12 protein-coding genes are annotated in these 15299 nt (G+C 64.8%); 7 read left to right on the forward strand and 5 right to left on the reverse strand.

What is annotated here, in order from left to right; all coding sequences use genetic code 11:
- The first annotated feature begins 2 nt into the window (after nucleotides 1-2).
- Both INQ42_RS06185 and INQ42_RS06190 read left to right on the forward strand, forming a co-directional pair.
- A complete protein-coding gene (locus INQ42_RS06185) occupies nucleotides 3-3473 on the forward strand; it encodes an efflux RND transporter permease subunit (protein WP_228064461.1) in 3471 nt (1156 codons plus the stop codon).
- Nucleotides 3470-6553 carry an efflux RND transporter permease subunit gene (locus INQ42_RS06190; RefSeq protein ID WP_194035608.1) on the forward strand — a complete coding sequence of 1028 codons (3084 nt, stop codon included), beginning with the start codon at nucleotides 3470-3472 and terminating at the stop codon, nucleotides 6551-6553. Before INQ42_RS06185 ends, INQ42_RS06190 begins: the two co-directional genes overlap by 4 nt.
- 60 nt (nucleotides 6554-6613) lie before the next feature.
- Here INQ42_RS06190 and INQ42_RS06195 read toward each other — a convergent pair whose 3' ends face one another.
- From INQ42_RS06195 to ykgO, 5 genes are all read right to left on the reverse strand, one after another.
- Nucleotides 6614-7846, reverse strand: coding sequence for a TraB/GumN family protein (locus tag INQ42_RS06195; RefSeq protein WP_194035609.1), 1233 nt, complete (start codon nucleotides 7844-7846; stop codon nucleotides 6614-6616).
- Nucleotides 7847-7889: 43 nt separating this feature from the next.
- A complete protein-coding gene (locus tag INQ42_RS06200) occupies nucleotides 7890-8789 on the reverse strand; it encodes a carbon-nitrogen hydrolase (protein ID WP_194035610.1) in 900 nt (299 codons plus the stop codon).
- A gap of 70 nt (nucleotides 8790-8859) precedes the next feature.
- A complete protein-coding gene (locus INQ42_RS06205) occupies nucleotides 8860-9888 on the reverse strand; it encodes an agmatine deiminase family protein (RefSeq protein ID WP_194035611.1) in 1029 nt (342 codons plus the stop codon).
- Nucleotides 9889-9909: 21 nt separating this feature from the next.
- Complete coding sequence (locus INQ42_RS06210) at nucleotides 9910-10245, reverse strand: hypothetical protein (protein ID WP_194035612.1); 336 nt, start codon at nucleotides 10243-10245, stop codon at nucleotides 9910-9912.
- Between the two features lie 175 nt (nucleotides 10246-10420).
- Nucleotides 10421-10546, reverse strand: coding sequence for a type B 50S ribosomal protein L36 (gene ykgO, locus INQ42_RS06215; protein ID WP_010342887.1), 126 nt, complete (start codon nucleotides 10544-10546; stop codon nucleotides 10421-10423).
- A gap of 177 nt (nucleotides 10547-10723) precedes the next feature.
- On the opposite strand from ykgO, the gene cmk reads away from it, so the two are divergent.
- From cmk to lapB, 5 genes are all read left to right on the forward strand, one after another.
- Nucleotides 10724-11422, forward strand: coding sequence for a (d)CMP kinase (gene cmk / locus INQ42_RS06220; protein WP_194035783.1), 699 nt, complete (start codon nucleotides 10724-10726; stop codon nucleotides 11420-11422).
- Between the two features lie 183 nt (nucleotides 11423-11605).
- Nucleotides 11606-13297, forward strand: coding sequence for a 30S ribosomal protein S1 (gene rpsA / locus INQ42_RS06225; RefSeq protein ID WP_194035613.1), 1692 nt, complete (start codon nucleotides 11606-11608; stop codon nucleotides 13295-13297).
- Nucleotides 13298-13451: 154 nt separating this feature from the next.
- Complete coding sequence (locus tag INQ42_RS06230) at nucleotides 13452-13754, forward strand: integration host factor subunit beta (RefSeq protein WP_043959472.1); 303 nt, start codon at nucleotides 13452-13454, stop codon at nucleotides 13752-13754.
- A 94-nt stretch (nucleotides 13755-13848) separates the two neighbouring features.
- On the forward strand, nucleotides 13849-14118 hold the full coding sequence (locus tag INQ42_RS06235; protein ID WP_194035614.1) for a lipopolysaccharide assembly protein LapA domain-containing protein: 270 nt from the start codon (nucleotides 13849-13851) through the stop codon (nucleotides 14116-14118).
- A complete protein-coding gene (gene lapB, locus INQ42_RS06240) occupies nucleotides 14119-15297 on the forward strand; it encodes a lipopolysaccharide assembly protein LapB (protein ID WP_194035615.1) in 1179 nt (392 codons plus the stop codon).
- Nucleotides 15298-15299: the final 2 nt, after the last annotated feature.

Consider the following 15299-nt stretch of genomic DNA (forward strand, 5'->3'; position numbering starts at 1 on the left):
TCATGGAACGAGCACCGCACCCTCCGGAACAGCAGCCGGCCCGCAGCTTCAACCTGGTGGAATTCTCCACCCGCCGGCGGGTCACGGTGGCGATGATCACCATCAGCTTCCTGTTGTTCGGCTTCATCGCGCTGGGCAACCTGAAGGTCAACCTGCTTCCGGATCTGAGCTACCCGACGCTGACCGTGCGTACCGAATACATCGGCGCGGCGCCTACCGAGATCGAGACCCTGATCACCGAGCCGGTCGAGGAGGCCGTTGGCGTGGTCAAGGGGCTGCGCAAGCTCAAGTCCGTCTCGCGCACGGGCCAGAGCGATGTGGTGCTCGAGTTCGCCTGGGGCACGGACATGGATACCGCGGGGCTGGAAGTCCGCGACAAGATGGAGTCGCTGCAACTGCCGCTGGAGGCCAAGCCGCCAGTGCTGCTGCGCTTCAACCCTTCGACCGAGCCGATCGTCCGACTGGCACTGTCGTCCAGGACGGAAGGCGACGAGTTACGCCAGCTCGCGGTACTGCGCCACTACGCCGACGACGACCTGAAGAAGAAGCTCGAGCCGGTGCTCGGCGTGGCCGCGGTCAAGGTCGGCGGCGGACTGGAGGACGAGATCCAGGTGCTGGTTGACCAGGAAAAGCTCGCCCAGTTGAACCTGCCTATCGGGACCGTCACCCGGCGTCTGGAGCAGGAGAACATCAACATCTCCGGCGGACGCCTTGAGGAGGGCTCGCAGCGCTACCTGGTGCGGACCGTCAACCAGTTTTCCAGCGTGGACCAGATCCGCGACATGCTGGTGACCACGAGCAGTGGGGGCGGCGACGCGGCCGCCGACGCAGCGATGCAGATGGCGCGCGTCGCGGCGGCCTCCGGATCCGCCGATGCCATGGCTGCGGCGGCGTCGGTACAGAGCGCGTCATCGAGTGACGCCACTACGGTTGCCGGCGGCAAGCCGGTGCGCCTGAAGGACATTGCCGAGGTCGTCCAGGGGCACAAGGAACGCGAGGCGATCATCCGCCTGGACGGCCGCGAAGCCGTCGAGCTGGCGATCTACAAGGAGGGCGATGCGAATACCGTCGCCACCGCAGATGCGATCCACGAACGGCTGGAGACGATCCGCAAACAGGTGCCACCGGATATCGACTTGACCGTCATCGACGACCAGTCGACCTTCATCCGCAATGCGATCAGCGACGTGAAGATGGACGCGGTGATCGGCGGCCTGCTGGCGATCCTGGTGATCTTCCTGTTCCTGCGCGACGGCTGGAGCACCTTCGTGATCGGCCTGTCGCTGCCGGTCTCGATCATCACCACCTTCTTCTTCATGGGCCAGCTCGGGCTGAGCCTCAACGTGATGTCGCTGGGCGGGCTGGCGCTGGCCACCGGGCTGGTGGTGGATGACTCGATCGTGGTGCTGGAGTCGATCGCCAAGGCGCGCGAACGTGGCCTGGGGATTCTGGAGGCGGCGATTGTCGGGACCGGCGAGGTCAGCATGGCGGTGGTGGCCTCGACCCTGACGACGGTGGCGGTGTTCCTGCCGCTGGTGTTCGTGGAGGGCATAGCCGGCCAGCTGTTCCGCGACCAGGCGCTGACCGTGGCGATTGCGATCGGCATCTCGCTGGCTGTGGCAATGACGCTGATCCCGATGTTGAGTGCGCTGCGCGGCCGACCCTCCGAGTCCTTCCCCGAAGAGCCACCACATCCGCAGTGGCAGGCGAGGCGCCGGTGGCAGAAGCCGGTCGCGGCGACGCGCCGAGGCATCGGTGCGGCGATCAGCGGTGTGCTGTTTGGCGCCGCCTGGCTGGTGGTGCGGTTTTGGCGCGCCATCGTTGCCGTGGTCGAGCCGGTGATGCGCAAGGCCAGCGACCTTGCGATGGCACCCTATGCGCGCGCGGAGCGGGGCTATCTCAGGCTGCTGCCTGCGGCGCTGGGCCGTCCGGGGCTGGTGTTGGTTTCTGCGGGCGCGGCGTTCGTGCTGGCGTTGCTGCTGGTGCCGCTGCTGGGCGCGGATCTGATCCCGCAACTGGCCCAGGACCGCTTCGACATGACAGTCAAGCTGCCGCCGGGAACCCCGCTGCGGGAAACCGATGCGCTGGTGCGCGAGCTGCAGAAAAAGCATGCCGGGACCGAGGGCATCCACGCGCTCTACGGCGTCAGCGGAAGCGGCACGCGGCTGGATGCCAGCCCGACCGAAAGTGGCGACAACATCGGCAAGCTCAACATCGTGATGAGCAACGGCGGCAGCGAGCGGCTGGAAGCGTCGATGAGCGATGCGTTGCGCGAGAGCATGCAGGCGTATCCATCGGCCCAGGTGGACTTCAGCCGGCCGGAGTTGTTCAGCTTCTCGATGCCGCTGGAGATCGAACTCGCCGGGCCGGACCTGGAGACCATCAGCAAGGCCGGTCAGCGGATGGCGGCACTGTTGCGCGCCAACCTGCACTACACGGACGTCAGCTCAACGGTGGAGCAGGGCTTCCCGGAGATCCAGATCCACTTCGACCAGCAACGCGCTGCCGCATTCGGAATGACCACGCGGCAGATCGCCGATGCAGTGGTGTCCAAGGTGCGCGGTGACGTGGCCACGCGTTACAGCTTCCGCGACCGCAAGATCGACGTCCTGGTACGGGTGAAGGAGGGCGACCGGGGCTCGGTGGACGACATCCGCAACCTGATCATCAATGCCGGCGGGAAGTCGGTGCGGCTGGGCTCGGTGGCCGATGTGGTGTCCACCACGGGTCCCAGCGAGATTCATCGCGCCGACCAGGTCCGGGTCGCGGTGGTCTCGTCCAACCTGCAGGGCATCGACCTGGGCAGCGCGGTACTGGAAGTGCGGAAGCTGGTCGCGGAAAACCCGCTGGGCGCGGAGGTGCAGATGCACATCGGCGGCCAGGGCGAAGAGCTTTCGAGTTCAATCCGTTCCCTGCTGTTCGCGTTCGGGCTGGCGATCTTCCTGGTCTACCTGGTCATGGCCTCGCAGTTCGAGTCCTTGCTGCATCCCTTCGTCATCCTGTTCACGATCCCACTGGCCATGGTTGGCGCGGTGCTGGCGTTGCTGCTGACGCGCTCGCCGGTGTCGGTGGTGGTGTTCATCGGGCTGATCCTGCTGGTCGGGCTGGTGACCAAGAATGCGATCATCCTGATCGACAAGGTCAACCAGCTGCGCGAGGCCGGCGTGGCCAAGCGCGAGGCGCTGGTGGAGGGCGCCCGCTCGCGCCTGCGGCCGATCGTGATGACCACGCTGAGCACGCTGTTCGGCTTCCTGCCGCTGGCGTTGGCCTTCGGGGAAGGTGCCGAGGTCCGCTCGCCGATGGCAATCACCGTGATCGGCGGATTGCTGGTATCGACCCTGCTGACGCTGGTCGTGATCCCCGTCGTCTACGACCTGCTGGACCGGCGCCCGGACGAGTACTACCGCAACCGTGCCCGGCGCGGCGATGACATCCTGCCAGTGGCGACGGGAAATCCGGAGCCGGCTGCATGAGTATCGCCGAGATCAGCCTGCGCCGGCCGGTCACCACGATCATGCTGTTTGTATCGATGGTGGCGATCGGGCTGATCGCTGCGGTACGGCTGCCCCTGGAAGCGCTGCCGGACGTGTCCGCCCCGTTCGTGTTCGTGCAGCTGCCCTACGCGGGGTCCACGCCGGAAGAGGTGGAGCGCAACATCCTGCGCCCGGCAGAAGAAGCCTTGGCTACGATGAGCGGCATCAAGGGCATCCAGGGACGTGCGAGCTCGGACGGCGCCGCGGTTTTCATGATGTTCTCGGACTGGAGCCGCGACGTGGAGATCACCGCATCGGAGGCGCGCGAGCGCATCGATGCCATCCGCGACGAGTTGCCCGACGATCTGCGCCGCTATTTCGTGTTCAAGTTCTCCACCACCGACCAGCCGATCATGCGGCTGCGGCTGGCCGGCGAGATGGACATGAGCGGCGAGTACGACCTGATCGACCGCGAGTTCAAGACGCCGCTGGAGCGTATCCCCGGCGTCGCCAAGGTCGATATCGGCGGTGCGGCGGCCAACGAGGTCGAGGTGGCGATCGATCCCGATCGCCTGGTCGCGCACGGCCTCAACCTCAATGAGCTGACCCAACGCCTGCAGGCAGCTAACTTTTCCGTATCTGCCGGTCAGATCGAAGACGGTGGGCGTCGTCTGCGGGTCCAGCCGATCGGTGAGATCAACCAGATCGAGCAGTTGCGTGAGCTGCCGCTCAACGCCACGGGCCTGCGCCTTGCTGACGTGGCTGATGTCCAGTTGCGCTCCGCGCGTTTGGATGTGGGCCGGCGGCTGGATGGCAGGCCCGCCGTGGCGCTGGAAATCTTCAAGGAGCGCAATGCCAACCTGGTGGAGGTATCCAGGCTGGTCCTCGCCGAACTGGACCGGATCCGCACCCAGCCCAGCCTGAGTGGCGTTGATTTCAAGGTCATCGAGAACCAGGGCAAGGACGTCACCGACTCGCTGCTGGAGTTGGCCGAAGCCGGCGGCATCGGCCTGTTGTTGTCGGTCGCGGTGCTGTTCTTTTTCCTCCGCCACTGGCCGTCGACGCTGATGGTGACGCTGGCGATCCCGATCTGCTTCGTGATGACTCTGGGCTTCATGTATTTCGCCGGCGTCAGCCTGAATGTCCTCAGCCTGATGGGTTTGCTGCTGGCGGTCGGGATGCTCGTCGACAACGCGGTGGTGGTGGTGGAGAGCATTTACCAGGAGCGCGAGCGGATGCCCGATCAGCCGGTGCGCGCATCGATCGTGGGCACACGCAACGTCGCCATCGCCCTGTCGGCAGGCACGCTGTGCCACTGCATCGTGTTCGTTCCAAACCTGCTGGGCGAGGTCAACAACATCAGCATATTCATGTCGCAGATCGCGATCACCATCTCGGTGTCGCTGTTGGCGTCGTGGCTGGTGGCGGTGAGCCTGATCCCGATGCTGTCCTCGAGGATGAAGACGCCGGCGGCGGTGCAGAACGATCACGGACTGATCCGGCGGCTGCAGACTCGCTATGCGCGTTTCCTGCGCTGGACACTGGAGCATCGCGGCTGGAGCATCACCGGAATCGTGCTGATCATTGCCATCAGCGTGGTGCCGATGACGAAGACCAAGTTCGACATGTTCGGCGGCAACCAGGGCGGCGACACGAATATCGCCTACAACTTGAACGGCAGCTACAGCAAGGATCAGGTGTCCGAGGAGGTCGCCCGCGTCGAGGCATATCTGGAGGAAAACCGCGACCGTTTAAGGATCGCCCAGGTCTACTCGTGGTTCAGCGCGGGGAACGACGCCGGCACGATGGTGACCTTCAAGAGCGACGTCGCCGACGCCGGGGAACTGGTGGAGGAGATTCGCAAGGGCCTGCCCAAGTCCGCGCGCGGCAAGATCGGCATCGACGAACAGGGCAACCAGGGCGGCGGCACTGGCGAGGGCATGCAGGTCCAACTGGTCGGGGATTCAACCGAGGTGTTGACCGCGCTGGCCAATGACGTGGTGCCGCTGCTTGCCCGGCGAACGGAACTGCGCGATGTCCGCATCGATGCCGGCGACAGCAACAACGAATTGAACGTGCGGGTCGACCGCGAGCGGGCCGCCGCATTCGGCTTCAGTGCAGACGAGGTGGCGCGGTTCGTCGGCCTGGCCCTGCGCGGCGCGCAGCTGCGGGACTTCAGCCGCGGCCAGACCGAGGTGCCGGTATGGGTGCGCTTCGCCGGTGCCGAGCAATTCGACGTCTCCGACATCGCCGCCTTTACCGTGCGCTCGGCGGACGGTCGCGACGTTCCGTTGCTGTCCATGGTGGATCTGGATACCAGCGCCGCGGCGACCGAGATCCGCAGGACGAACCGGCAGACCTCGCTGGTGATCAAGGCCAACCTGGCCGGCGATGCCACCACCCCCGACGCGCGCAAGGCGATCGAGCAGACGCTGGACAGCGTGGCGTTTCCACCTGGTTACGGCTACAGCTTTGAGGGCAGCTCGTTCCAGAACGATGCCGAAGCGGTCAACCAGATGATGTTCAACCTGATCATCGCGCTGGTGATGATCTACGTGGTCATGGCCGCGGTGTTCGAGTCGCTCGTATTCCCGTCGGCGATCATGAGCTGCGTGGTGTTCTCGATCTTCGGCGTGTTCTGGCTGTTCTGGCTGACCGGCACCTCGTTCTCGGTGATGGCCTTCATCGGCATCCTGGTGCTGATGGGTGTGGTGGTGAACAACGGCATCGTGATGGTCGAGCACATCAACAACCTGCGTCGCCGCGGTCTGTCACGCACCGATGCGCTGGTGGAAGGCAGTCGCGAGCGCCTGCGGCCGATCCTGATGACGATGGGCACGGCGATCCTGGCGATGATCCCCATCTCGCTGAGCAATACCGTCGTGCTGGGCGGCCTGACGTACTCGCCCATGGCGCGTGCGGTGGCCGGCGGACTGGCGTTCTCGACCCTGGTCAGCCTGCTGTTCCTGCCGACCATCTACGCGATCCTCGACGATATGCGCAACGCGACGGCGCGGATGGCGCGCAGGGCGAGGGGAGTGGGGGCGGATGGTGGAACGCCGGAGCAGACAGCAGTTTGAAGGAAACGCCGTACGCGGTGCGTTGACGCGCCGCTGGCGGTGCGGTGCCGGGTCGGACAATCAGCCGAACAGTGTTCCCAGCATTTTCAAGCCGCCGGTCCAGACCCCGATGGCCGTGCCCAGACTTGTCAGGAAGAAGTTCAACAGCGTCCGTGAAACGCGGTTGCGCCACCAGCCGCGCACGGTCTGCACATCGGCGCGAAGGGCCATGAAGTCGGCGTAGGTCGGCTTGCGGATCCATGCCTCGGTCAGCGCGCTCAGGGTGCCGGACGCCAGGGCAGGGTGGAGCGGGGTGATCGGCGAGGCGACGAACGCCACCAGAATGCTCAGCGGATGGCCGCCGGCAATCGCGCAACCCAGTGCGCCGAGCAGGCCCGTGGCGAGGATCCACTGCAGCAGCAGGTCGGAACCCACATCGATCCCGCCCTGCCAGAAGCCCCAGGCGAATCCGCCGATGACTACGGTGGACAGGATGAGGGTGAACCATGGAATGCTGCTTTTGGGCGCGAGGGACTCGAGTTCCTCGCGGATCGCGCCGGCGGGGGCGGTTTCCTCGCGCAAATGCCTGGCCAAGCCTTGCAGGTGGCCGGCGCCGACCACCGCCAGCACCTCGCGTGAACCGTCGTGGTTGGTGTCCTCGCGGATCTGGCGCAGGCGCGCGGCCATGTAGCGGTCGCGCTCGGCGATGACGGTCTCGTACACCGCAGGGCTTTCGCTGGCGAACTCGTTGAAGCTGGCCTCGAGCATGTCACCCTGTTTGAGCTTCTCGATTTCCTCGGCGCCGACCTCGTCATCGGCCAGCAGTCCCGCCAGCAGTCCGCCACCGAGTTTCGCCCGGCCCCAGAAGCCCAGCCGCGCCGATGCACGCTTGAAGGTCAGGCCGACGTCGCGGTCGATCAGGTGCACCGGCATGTCCCGCGCACGCGCCTCCAGCACCGCCCGTTTGAGCTCGGCGCCGGGCTCGACGCCGAGTTGCTCGGCGAGCCGGCGCTGGTAGGCCGCGAGCGCCAGGTTGGCGGCGAACATCGCGGTCTTGCCGGTGCGGATCACCTTCACCAGGTCGAGCTTGGCCATCGAATCCGCGTCCGAGAGTGCCTGCAGGCGGGCTTCGTCGAGTTCCACGGCCACGGCGTCGAATCGGCCACTGCCGATCGCATCGCGGACCGCCTCCACGCTCGCCTGCGACACATGGGCCGTGCCCAGCAGGGTGTAGCGGACACCGTCGCGCTCGACGACCTCGTGCGGCTGGCCATGCAGGAAATCGGCGGTGGCCGCCAGTGGGGTATCGCTCATCTAAGTACAACCGTGTTGGGGGTGGCGCGCGAGCGCAACGGGATCAATCGCGATAGCGCTTGAGCAGATCGTCGTAGGCGTCGATGCGCCGGTCGCGCAGGAACGGCCAGATCCGTCGCACGTCCTCGCTGCGCTGCAGGTCGACCTCGGCCATCAGGATCTCCGGACCGTCGCCTGCCATTGCCAGGAACTCGCCCTGCGGACCCAGCACGTGACTGTGACCCCAGAAGTCGACCCCCGCAGTACCCAGCGGAGAAGGCTCATGCCCGACGCGGTTGCAGCTCAGCACCGGCAGACCGTTGGCGACCGCGTGGCCCCGGTGGCTGACGATCCACGATTCTCGCTGGCGGTCTTTCTCTGCCTGGTCGTCTTCCGGGTCGTAGCCGATGGCAGTGGGGTACAGCAGCAGTTCAGCGCCGGCCAGCGCCATCAGGCGTGCGGCCTCCGGGTACCACTGGTCCCAGCACACGAGCACGCCGAGCCGGCCGACGGACGTGTCGATCGGCTCGAATCCGGTATCGCCCGGCGTGAAGTAGAACTTCTCGTAGAAACCCGGGTCATCCGGGATGTGCATCTTGCGGTACTTGCCCGCGATGCTGCCGTCGGCTTCCAGGACCACGGCGGTGTTGTGGTAAAGCCCGGCGGCGCGGCGCTCGAACAGCGAGCTGACGATCACCACCTTGTGCTTGGCAGCCAGGCGACCCAGGCGGTCGGTGCTGGGCCCGGGGATGGGCTCGGCGAGGTCGAACTCGTCCACCGACTCGTGCTGGCAGAAGTACGGGCCGTTGTGGATCTCCTGCAACAGGACCAGGCGGGCGCCGTCAGCGGCGGCCTTGGCGACGCGCTGCTCGATCTGCGCCAGGTTGGCCTCGGCGTTGCCGGCGCCGCGGTCGATGACGGCGCGATCCTGGATCAGCGCAACGGGGAGTGTCCTGGTTTTCATGACGGTTCCGATGATTCGATAGGTGGAATATGAGCGCTCGACTGCAGGTGCCGCGCACCGGTGGCGCGGATCAGACGACGCCGTCGGGCAGTTGCATCGTGATGCAGTGCAGGCTGCCGTTCTGCCAGATCAGTGGCCGGCAAGGGACCTGGATCACCTCACGGCCCGGAAATGCGTTTGCGAGCATTGCTGCGGCCTCATCATCCATGCTGTCCCCGTAAGCGGGCATCAACACCGCACCGTTGATGATCAGGAAGTTCGCGTAGCTTGCCGCGAGCCGGCGGTCGCCATCCATGACCGGGCCCGGCCAGGGCAGGGGAAACAGCCGATACGGCTTGCCTTCGACCGTGCGCAGGGCGGCCAGTTCCTTCCCCATTGCCTGCAGCGGAACGAAATGCGAATCGGTCTCGTCGTCGCAGGCCTGGTAGACAATGGCATCGCGCGCGGCAAAGCGGGCGAGCGTATCGATGTGGGCATCGGTGTCATCGCCTTCCAGATAACCATGGTCCAACCACAGCACGCGTCGCTGTTCCAGGTGGTGCGACAGTTTCTGCTCGAGCTCCTCCCGCGTTGCGTCCGGATGACGCTCGTGGAGGCAGGTCCACGTGGTAAGGAGGGTTCCCTCGCCGTCGGTCTCGATTGCGCCGCCTTCCAGGGCGAAGTCGATGTCCTGCCGCCGGCTGCGACGGAACACGTCGCGCTCGAACAATGCCTCGACAAGGCGATCGTCAAGGCTGGCGTCAAACTTGCCCCCCCAGCCGGTGAAGCGGAAATCCAGCAGGCGGAATTCTTCGTTCGCCCTGAGGCTGATCGGACCGGAATCGCGCAACCAGGTATCGTCGTATGCGACCTCGATGAACCGGACCCGCTGCATATCGACACGCGCCGACGCCAGGCGGGCACGCGCGTACGCCTCGACATCCTCGTCGGCCACGCAGATCAGCACCGGCTGGAATCGGGTGATCGCCGAGACCAGAGCGATGTAGGTTTCCTCCACCTCGCCCAGCCGGTCGGCCCAGTCGGTCCCGGCCGTCGGCCAGGCAATCAGGATCGCCGATTGGGGCTCCCACTCGGCGGGAAAGCGCATCGTTTCGGTCATGGGGCTTGCTTGCAAGGGGGCTTATCGTATGGCCGGCTTCGGGCCGATTTCAGTGCTCATCGCCTGATTCGCGACGACGTCGATCACGCGGTCCCGCTCGAAATAGACCGTGAACTGGGGATAGAACCAGCGATTGATGGTCGGCCACTGGCTTTTCTGACCACCCCGCGGATCAAGCCGCTGCGTCGGATCGCCGTAGCGTGCCTGGACCTGCGCCATGCTGGCGCCTCGAGCTGGCACCGCTGCCTGGTTGAGCTGCCCGGTGCGATCGATCAGAAGCGTATCCGCTGACGCCGGAGCGGCAAAAATGAGCACGGCGAGCAGTGAAAGGCTGGCGATACCGGTCTTGTTGGTCATTTCCCAATTTCCATGGACGGATTCTGAAGCGGGATTGTAAGCACAAGGACGAGACGGCCGCGTGGTCGCCATCAGGAGCGCGACGGCTTTGACGCACGAGTCCGGATCCTGCCGGCGGAAAGCAGAAAGCCGCCCGGAGGCGGCTTTCTGGCGAAGCGCAGGAAGCGCCCGTGGATCAGCGCTGGCGCGCCTTGAAACGCGGGTTCGACTTGCAAATCACGAAGACCTTGCCGCGACGGCGAACGACCTTGCAGTCGCGGTGACGGGCCTTCGCCGACTTCAGGGAGGACAGGACCTTCATGAGAGACCTCGGCAACAGTGGGAAAATAGCAAGCCCGCAATGTTAGCGGGTAATTGCATGGCAATCAAGCGCATCCGGGCGCTTCAAGTCAACCTGAGGCAGCTCGCCAGAGGTCGGGCAACCGCTCCAACGTCTTTGCGGTGCTTCCGGGCGATCGGCGGACGGCATAATAGCGCGATGAACAGCAATCCAAGCGAAAAAACATCCGATTCCGCCCCGGTTTTGACGATTGATGGCCCATCCGGCTCCGGCAAAGGAACCATCAGCCGCCTGGTGACCGCCAGGCTCGGTTGGCACTACCTGGACTCCGGCGCACTTTATCGCGCCGTCGGCGTCGCCGCAGGGTGGAAGGACATCGACCTGGGGGACCCGGCAGCGCTGGTGCGCTGCGCGTTCGATACCCGGGTCGACTTCGAGGAGCGGGAAGACGGACTGCGCGTGCTCGTCAACGGCACCGACGCAACCGACGAGCTGCGGATGGAAACCGCTGGCGCGGCCGCATCGGCGATCGCGGCAATCGGCGAAGTGCGCGAGGTGCTGAAGGACCGGCAGCGCGCGTTCCGGCGCGCTCCGGGCCTGGTTGCCGACGGCCGGGACATGGGGACGGTCATCTTCCCCGACGCGGCCCACAAGGTGTTCCTGACCGCCAGCGCGGACGAACGGGCGCAAAGACGCTATAAGCAGTTGAAGGACAAGGGGGTTTCCGTTACATTTGCGGGGCTGCTACGGGAGATTCTCGCCCGTGACGCCCGCGACGCGAACCGTGCCGTGGCACCTTTGCGACCGGCCGCAGACGCCGTGACCATTGATACCACAGGCATGGCAATCGACGATGTGGTGGACAGGGTCCTGGCGTTGCTGGCCCCTGCGCAGTGAGCTTCACCGCAATACCGCTGTAACAGTCCCGTCGCAATTCCGCGGCGGATCAACCAACCGACACATGGTGCAGCTCCTCCGCACCACATCAACGGGTGGGTCGACCACGTGCTGCTTGCGTTATCCCCTGTGGGAAACGATGCCAGCCGGTGCGACCCGTGTGTTCACACGGATATTTTCCTAATGACCGAATCATTTGCAGAACTGTTCGAACAGAGCGAGCAGTACCTCTCGAACCTGAAGCCTGGCTCCATCGTTGTTGGTACCGTCGTCGAAGTCCGAAGCGACGTCGTCGTGATCAACGCCGGCCTGAAGTCCGAAGGCATCGTGCCCATCGAGCAGTTCCGTAACGACGACGGCGAGATCGACATCGCTGTCGGTGACAAGATCAAGGTCGCGCTGGATGCCATCGAGAATGGCTTTGGCGAGACCGTCCTGTCGCGTGAGAAAGCCAAGCGCGCGATGGTGTGGGACGAGCTGGAAGAAGCGCTCGAGAACAACGAGACCATCACGGGCCGCATCAGCGGCAAGGTCAAGGGTGGTTTCACCGTCGACATCAAGGATGTCCGCGGCTTCCTGCCCGGTTCGCTGGTTGACGTGCGCCCGGTGCGCGACTCGACCTACCTGGAAGGCAAGGAACTCGAGTTCAAGCTGATCAAGCTGGACCGCAAGCGCAACAACATCGTCGTCTCCCGCCGTGCGGTGGTTGAGAGCGAGCACTCGGAAGAGCGCGAGCAGCTGATGGAGAAGCTGGTCGAGGGCGCCATCCTGAAGGGTGTGGTCAAGAACCTCACCGACTACGGCGCGTTCGTGGACCTGGGCGGCATCGACGGCCTGCTGCACATCACCGACATGGCCTGGAAGCGCGTGCGCCATCCGTCCGAAGTCGTGGAAGTCGGCCAGGAGCTGGACGTCCGCGTGCTCAAGTACGACCGCGAGCGCAACCGCGTCAGCCTCGGCCTGAAGCAGCTGGGCGAGGATCCGTGGGACAACATCGCCCGCCGCTACCCGGCCGACACCCGCGTGTTCGGCAAGGTCTCCAACGTCACCGATTACGGCGCGTTCGTGGAGATCGAGCCGGGCGTGGAAGGCCTGGTGCACGTGTCCGAAATGGACTGGACCAACAAGAACGTCAACCCGTCCAAGATCGTGCAGGTCGGTGACGAGGTCCAGGTCATGGTGCTGGACGTGGACGAGGAGCGTCGCCGCATCTCGCTGGGCATGAAGCAGGTCTCGTCCAACCCGTGGGAGACCTTCTCGGTCCTGCACAAGAAGGGCGACAAGGTCGAAGGCCAGATCAAGTCGATCACCGACTTCGGCATCTTCATCGGCCTGGACGGCGGCATCGACGGCCTGGTCCATCTGTCCGACATCAGCTGGAACACCACCGGCGAGGACGTGGTCCGCAACTACAAGAAGGGCGACACCCTGGAAGCTGTCGTGCTGGCCGTGGATCCGGAGCGCGAGCGCATCAGCCTGGGCGTGAAGCAGATGGAGCAGGACCCGTTCGGCCAGTTCATGGCCTCCAACACCCGTGGCTCGATCGTCACCGGCAAGGTCACCGAAGTCGACGAGAAGGGCGCCACCATCGAGTTGGCGGACGGCATCGAAGGCTACGTGGCGGCTCGCGACATCTCCAAGGATCGGGTGGAAGACGCCAGCAAGGTGCTCAAGGTCGGCGACGAGATCGAAGCGCGCTTCATCGGCATGGACCGCAAGGGCCGCACGATGCAGCTGTCGATCAAGGCAAAGGACGAGGCGGAAATGCAGGAAGCCGTCTCCGACTACAGCCGCGCCAGCGCGGAGGCCGCCAGCGGTACGACCAAGCTGGGCGCGTTGCTGCGTGAGCAGTTGAACAGCAACAAGTCGGAGTAATCCGCATCGGCGCGCTGTCCTGTCCGGATGGCGCGCTGTTGACGTTACCTGGCTGTAGCAAGACAAGTACGGCCCGGCTTTGGCCGGGCCGTACTTCGTTTGAACCACACACCCCCATATTTTGAGATGGCCGCTAGCCGCCGCCCGGATTCCCATGACCAAGTCCGAACTGATCGAGATCCTGTCCCAGCGCCAGCCGCACCTGAAGGGCGAAGATGTGGATCTGGCAGTGAAGGCATTGCTGGAGATGATGGGAAGTTCACTCGCCGATGGCGAGCGCATCGAGGTGCGTGGCTTTGGCAGCTTCTCGCTGCATTACCGTCCGCCTCGCATGGGTCGCAACCCGCGGACGGGCGAGTCCGTTGCACTGGCCGGCAAGCACGTGCCCCACTTCAAGCCAGGCAAGGAACTGCGCGAACGTGTCAGTGACGCGATGCCAGTGGATGAGGCCGATTGAGCCCGCCGTCGGCTATGCACGGATCGGGGGCTGCGACGCCTCGCCTCCAATCCGATGAGCTGTTTTTCATGGACGCAGCAACCAGGAGATTGTCATGCGAGTGATCCGGTTTCTGGTGGCGATTGTTTGCCTGGCGTTTGGTGCAGTCCTCGGCGCACTCAACCGGCAGGCGGTGTCGATTGACGTGGGCTTTGGCCATGTAGCTTCCAACCTCGGCATCGTTATGCTCGCGTGTCTGCTTGTTGGCGTGATCGTCGGTGGATTGGCGATCAGCGCCAGCGTGGTGTGGCCACTGCGTCGTCGCCTGGCGAACGCGCAGAGGCAGCATGCAAGCCTCCCGACCGTTGCAAAGGAAGTTCCGTAAATGGACTTCATCAGCGAGTGGTTCTGGTTCTTTGTACTGGTGCCCTTGGCGGCGCTCGGCGGCTGGGTGGTGGGCAGACGCGGTGGTGAGCGGCACAGCACCACGCAGGTAAGCCGGCTTTCCACCACCTATTTCCGCGGCCTCAACTACCTGCTCAACGAACAGCCGGACAAGGCGATCGAGCTTTTCCTGCATATCGCGGAACTCGACAAGGACACTTTCGAGACCCAGGTTGCACTCGGGCATCTTTTCCGTCGACGTGGCGAGGTTGACCGGGCCATCCGCCTGCATCAGGCGCTCGTACAACGTCCAGGCCTGAGCGACCAGCAGAAGGTGCAGGCGCTGCTCGCGCTGGGCGAGGATTACATGAAGTCCGGGCTGCTTGATCGCGCGGAGACGGTGTTCAGCGATCTGGTGGACCTGGACATGCGGGCGCCGCTGGCGCTGCGGCACCTGATCCACATCTACCAGTCCGAGCGCGAATGGGACAAGGCCATTGAAAATGCCCAACGCTACGAGGCAGCGACCGGTGAGTCGATGGGCAAGTTGATCGGCCAGTTCGAATGCGAGCTGGCAGATCGCCACCGCGCTGCAGGTGACGTGGACGCGGCACGCGCTGCGGTCGCGCGTGCGTATCAGGCGGACGCCAATTCGGTCCGTGCCGGAATGTTGGAAGGGCGTCTGGACGTGGAATCGGGAAATGACGCCGGCGCAATCCGCGCCTTCGAGCGCGTGGCCCGTACCGATCCCGATTACCTGCCAGAAGTGATGCCGGCGCTGTTGTCGTCCTATGAGCGAACCGGAGATGGCTCCGGGGCGAGAGCGTTTCTTTCCGAGATGTGCGAGCACTATCGTGGCATCGCCCCGGTCCTGGCGCTGACCAAAATGGTCGAGAGTCAGGACGGCGTTGCTGCCGCGCGCGCCTATCTGGCCAACGAGCTCAAGGACCGACCCTCCGTGCGTGGCGAAGCCGCGTTGATGGAGCTGAGCATCGCTGAGGGCGCGGATCCGCTGGCGACCCTGCATGACCTGAAGCACATCACCGAGCAGTTGCTGGTCCGCAATCCGAGCTACCGGTGCAATCATTGCGGCTTCGGGGCCCGCAGCCATCATTGGCAATGCCCGAGCTGCAAGGAGTGGGGCACCGTCAAGCCACTCCTGAACTACGCGGTGGTGTGACC

Origin of the sequence: Lysobacter avium, assembly GCF_015209745.1 — a bacterium.
Taxonomy (GTDB): Bacteria; Pseudomonadota; Gammaproteobacteria; order Xanthomonadales; family Xanthomonadaceae; genus Novilysobacter; species Novilysobacter avium.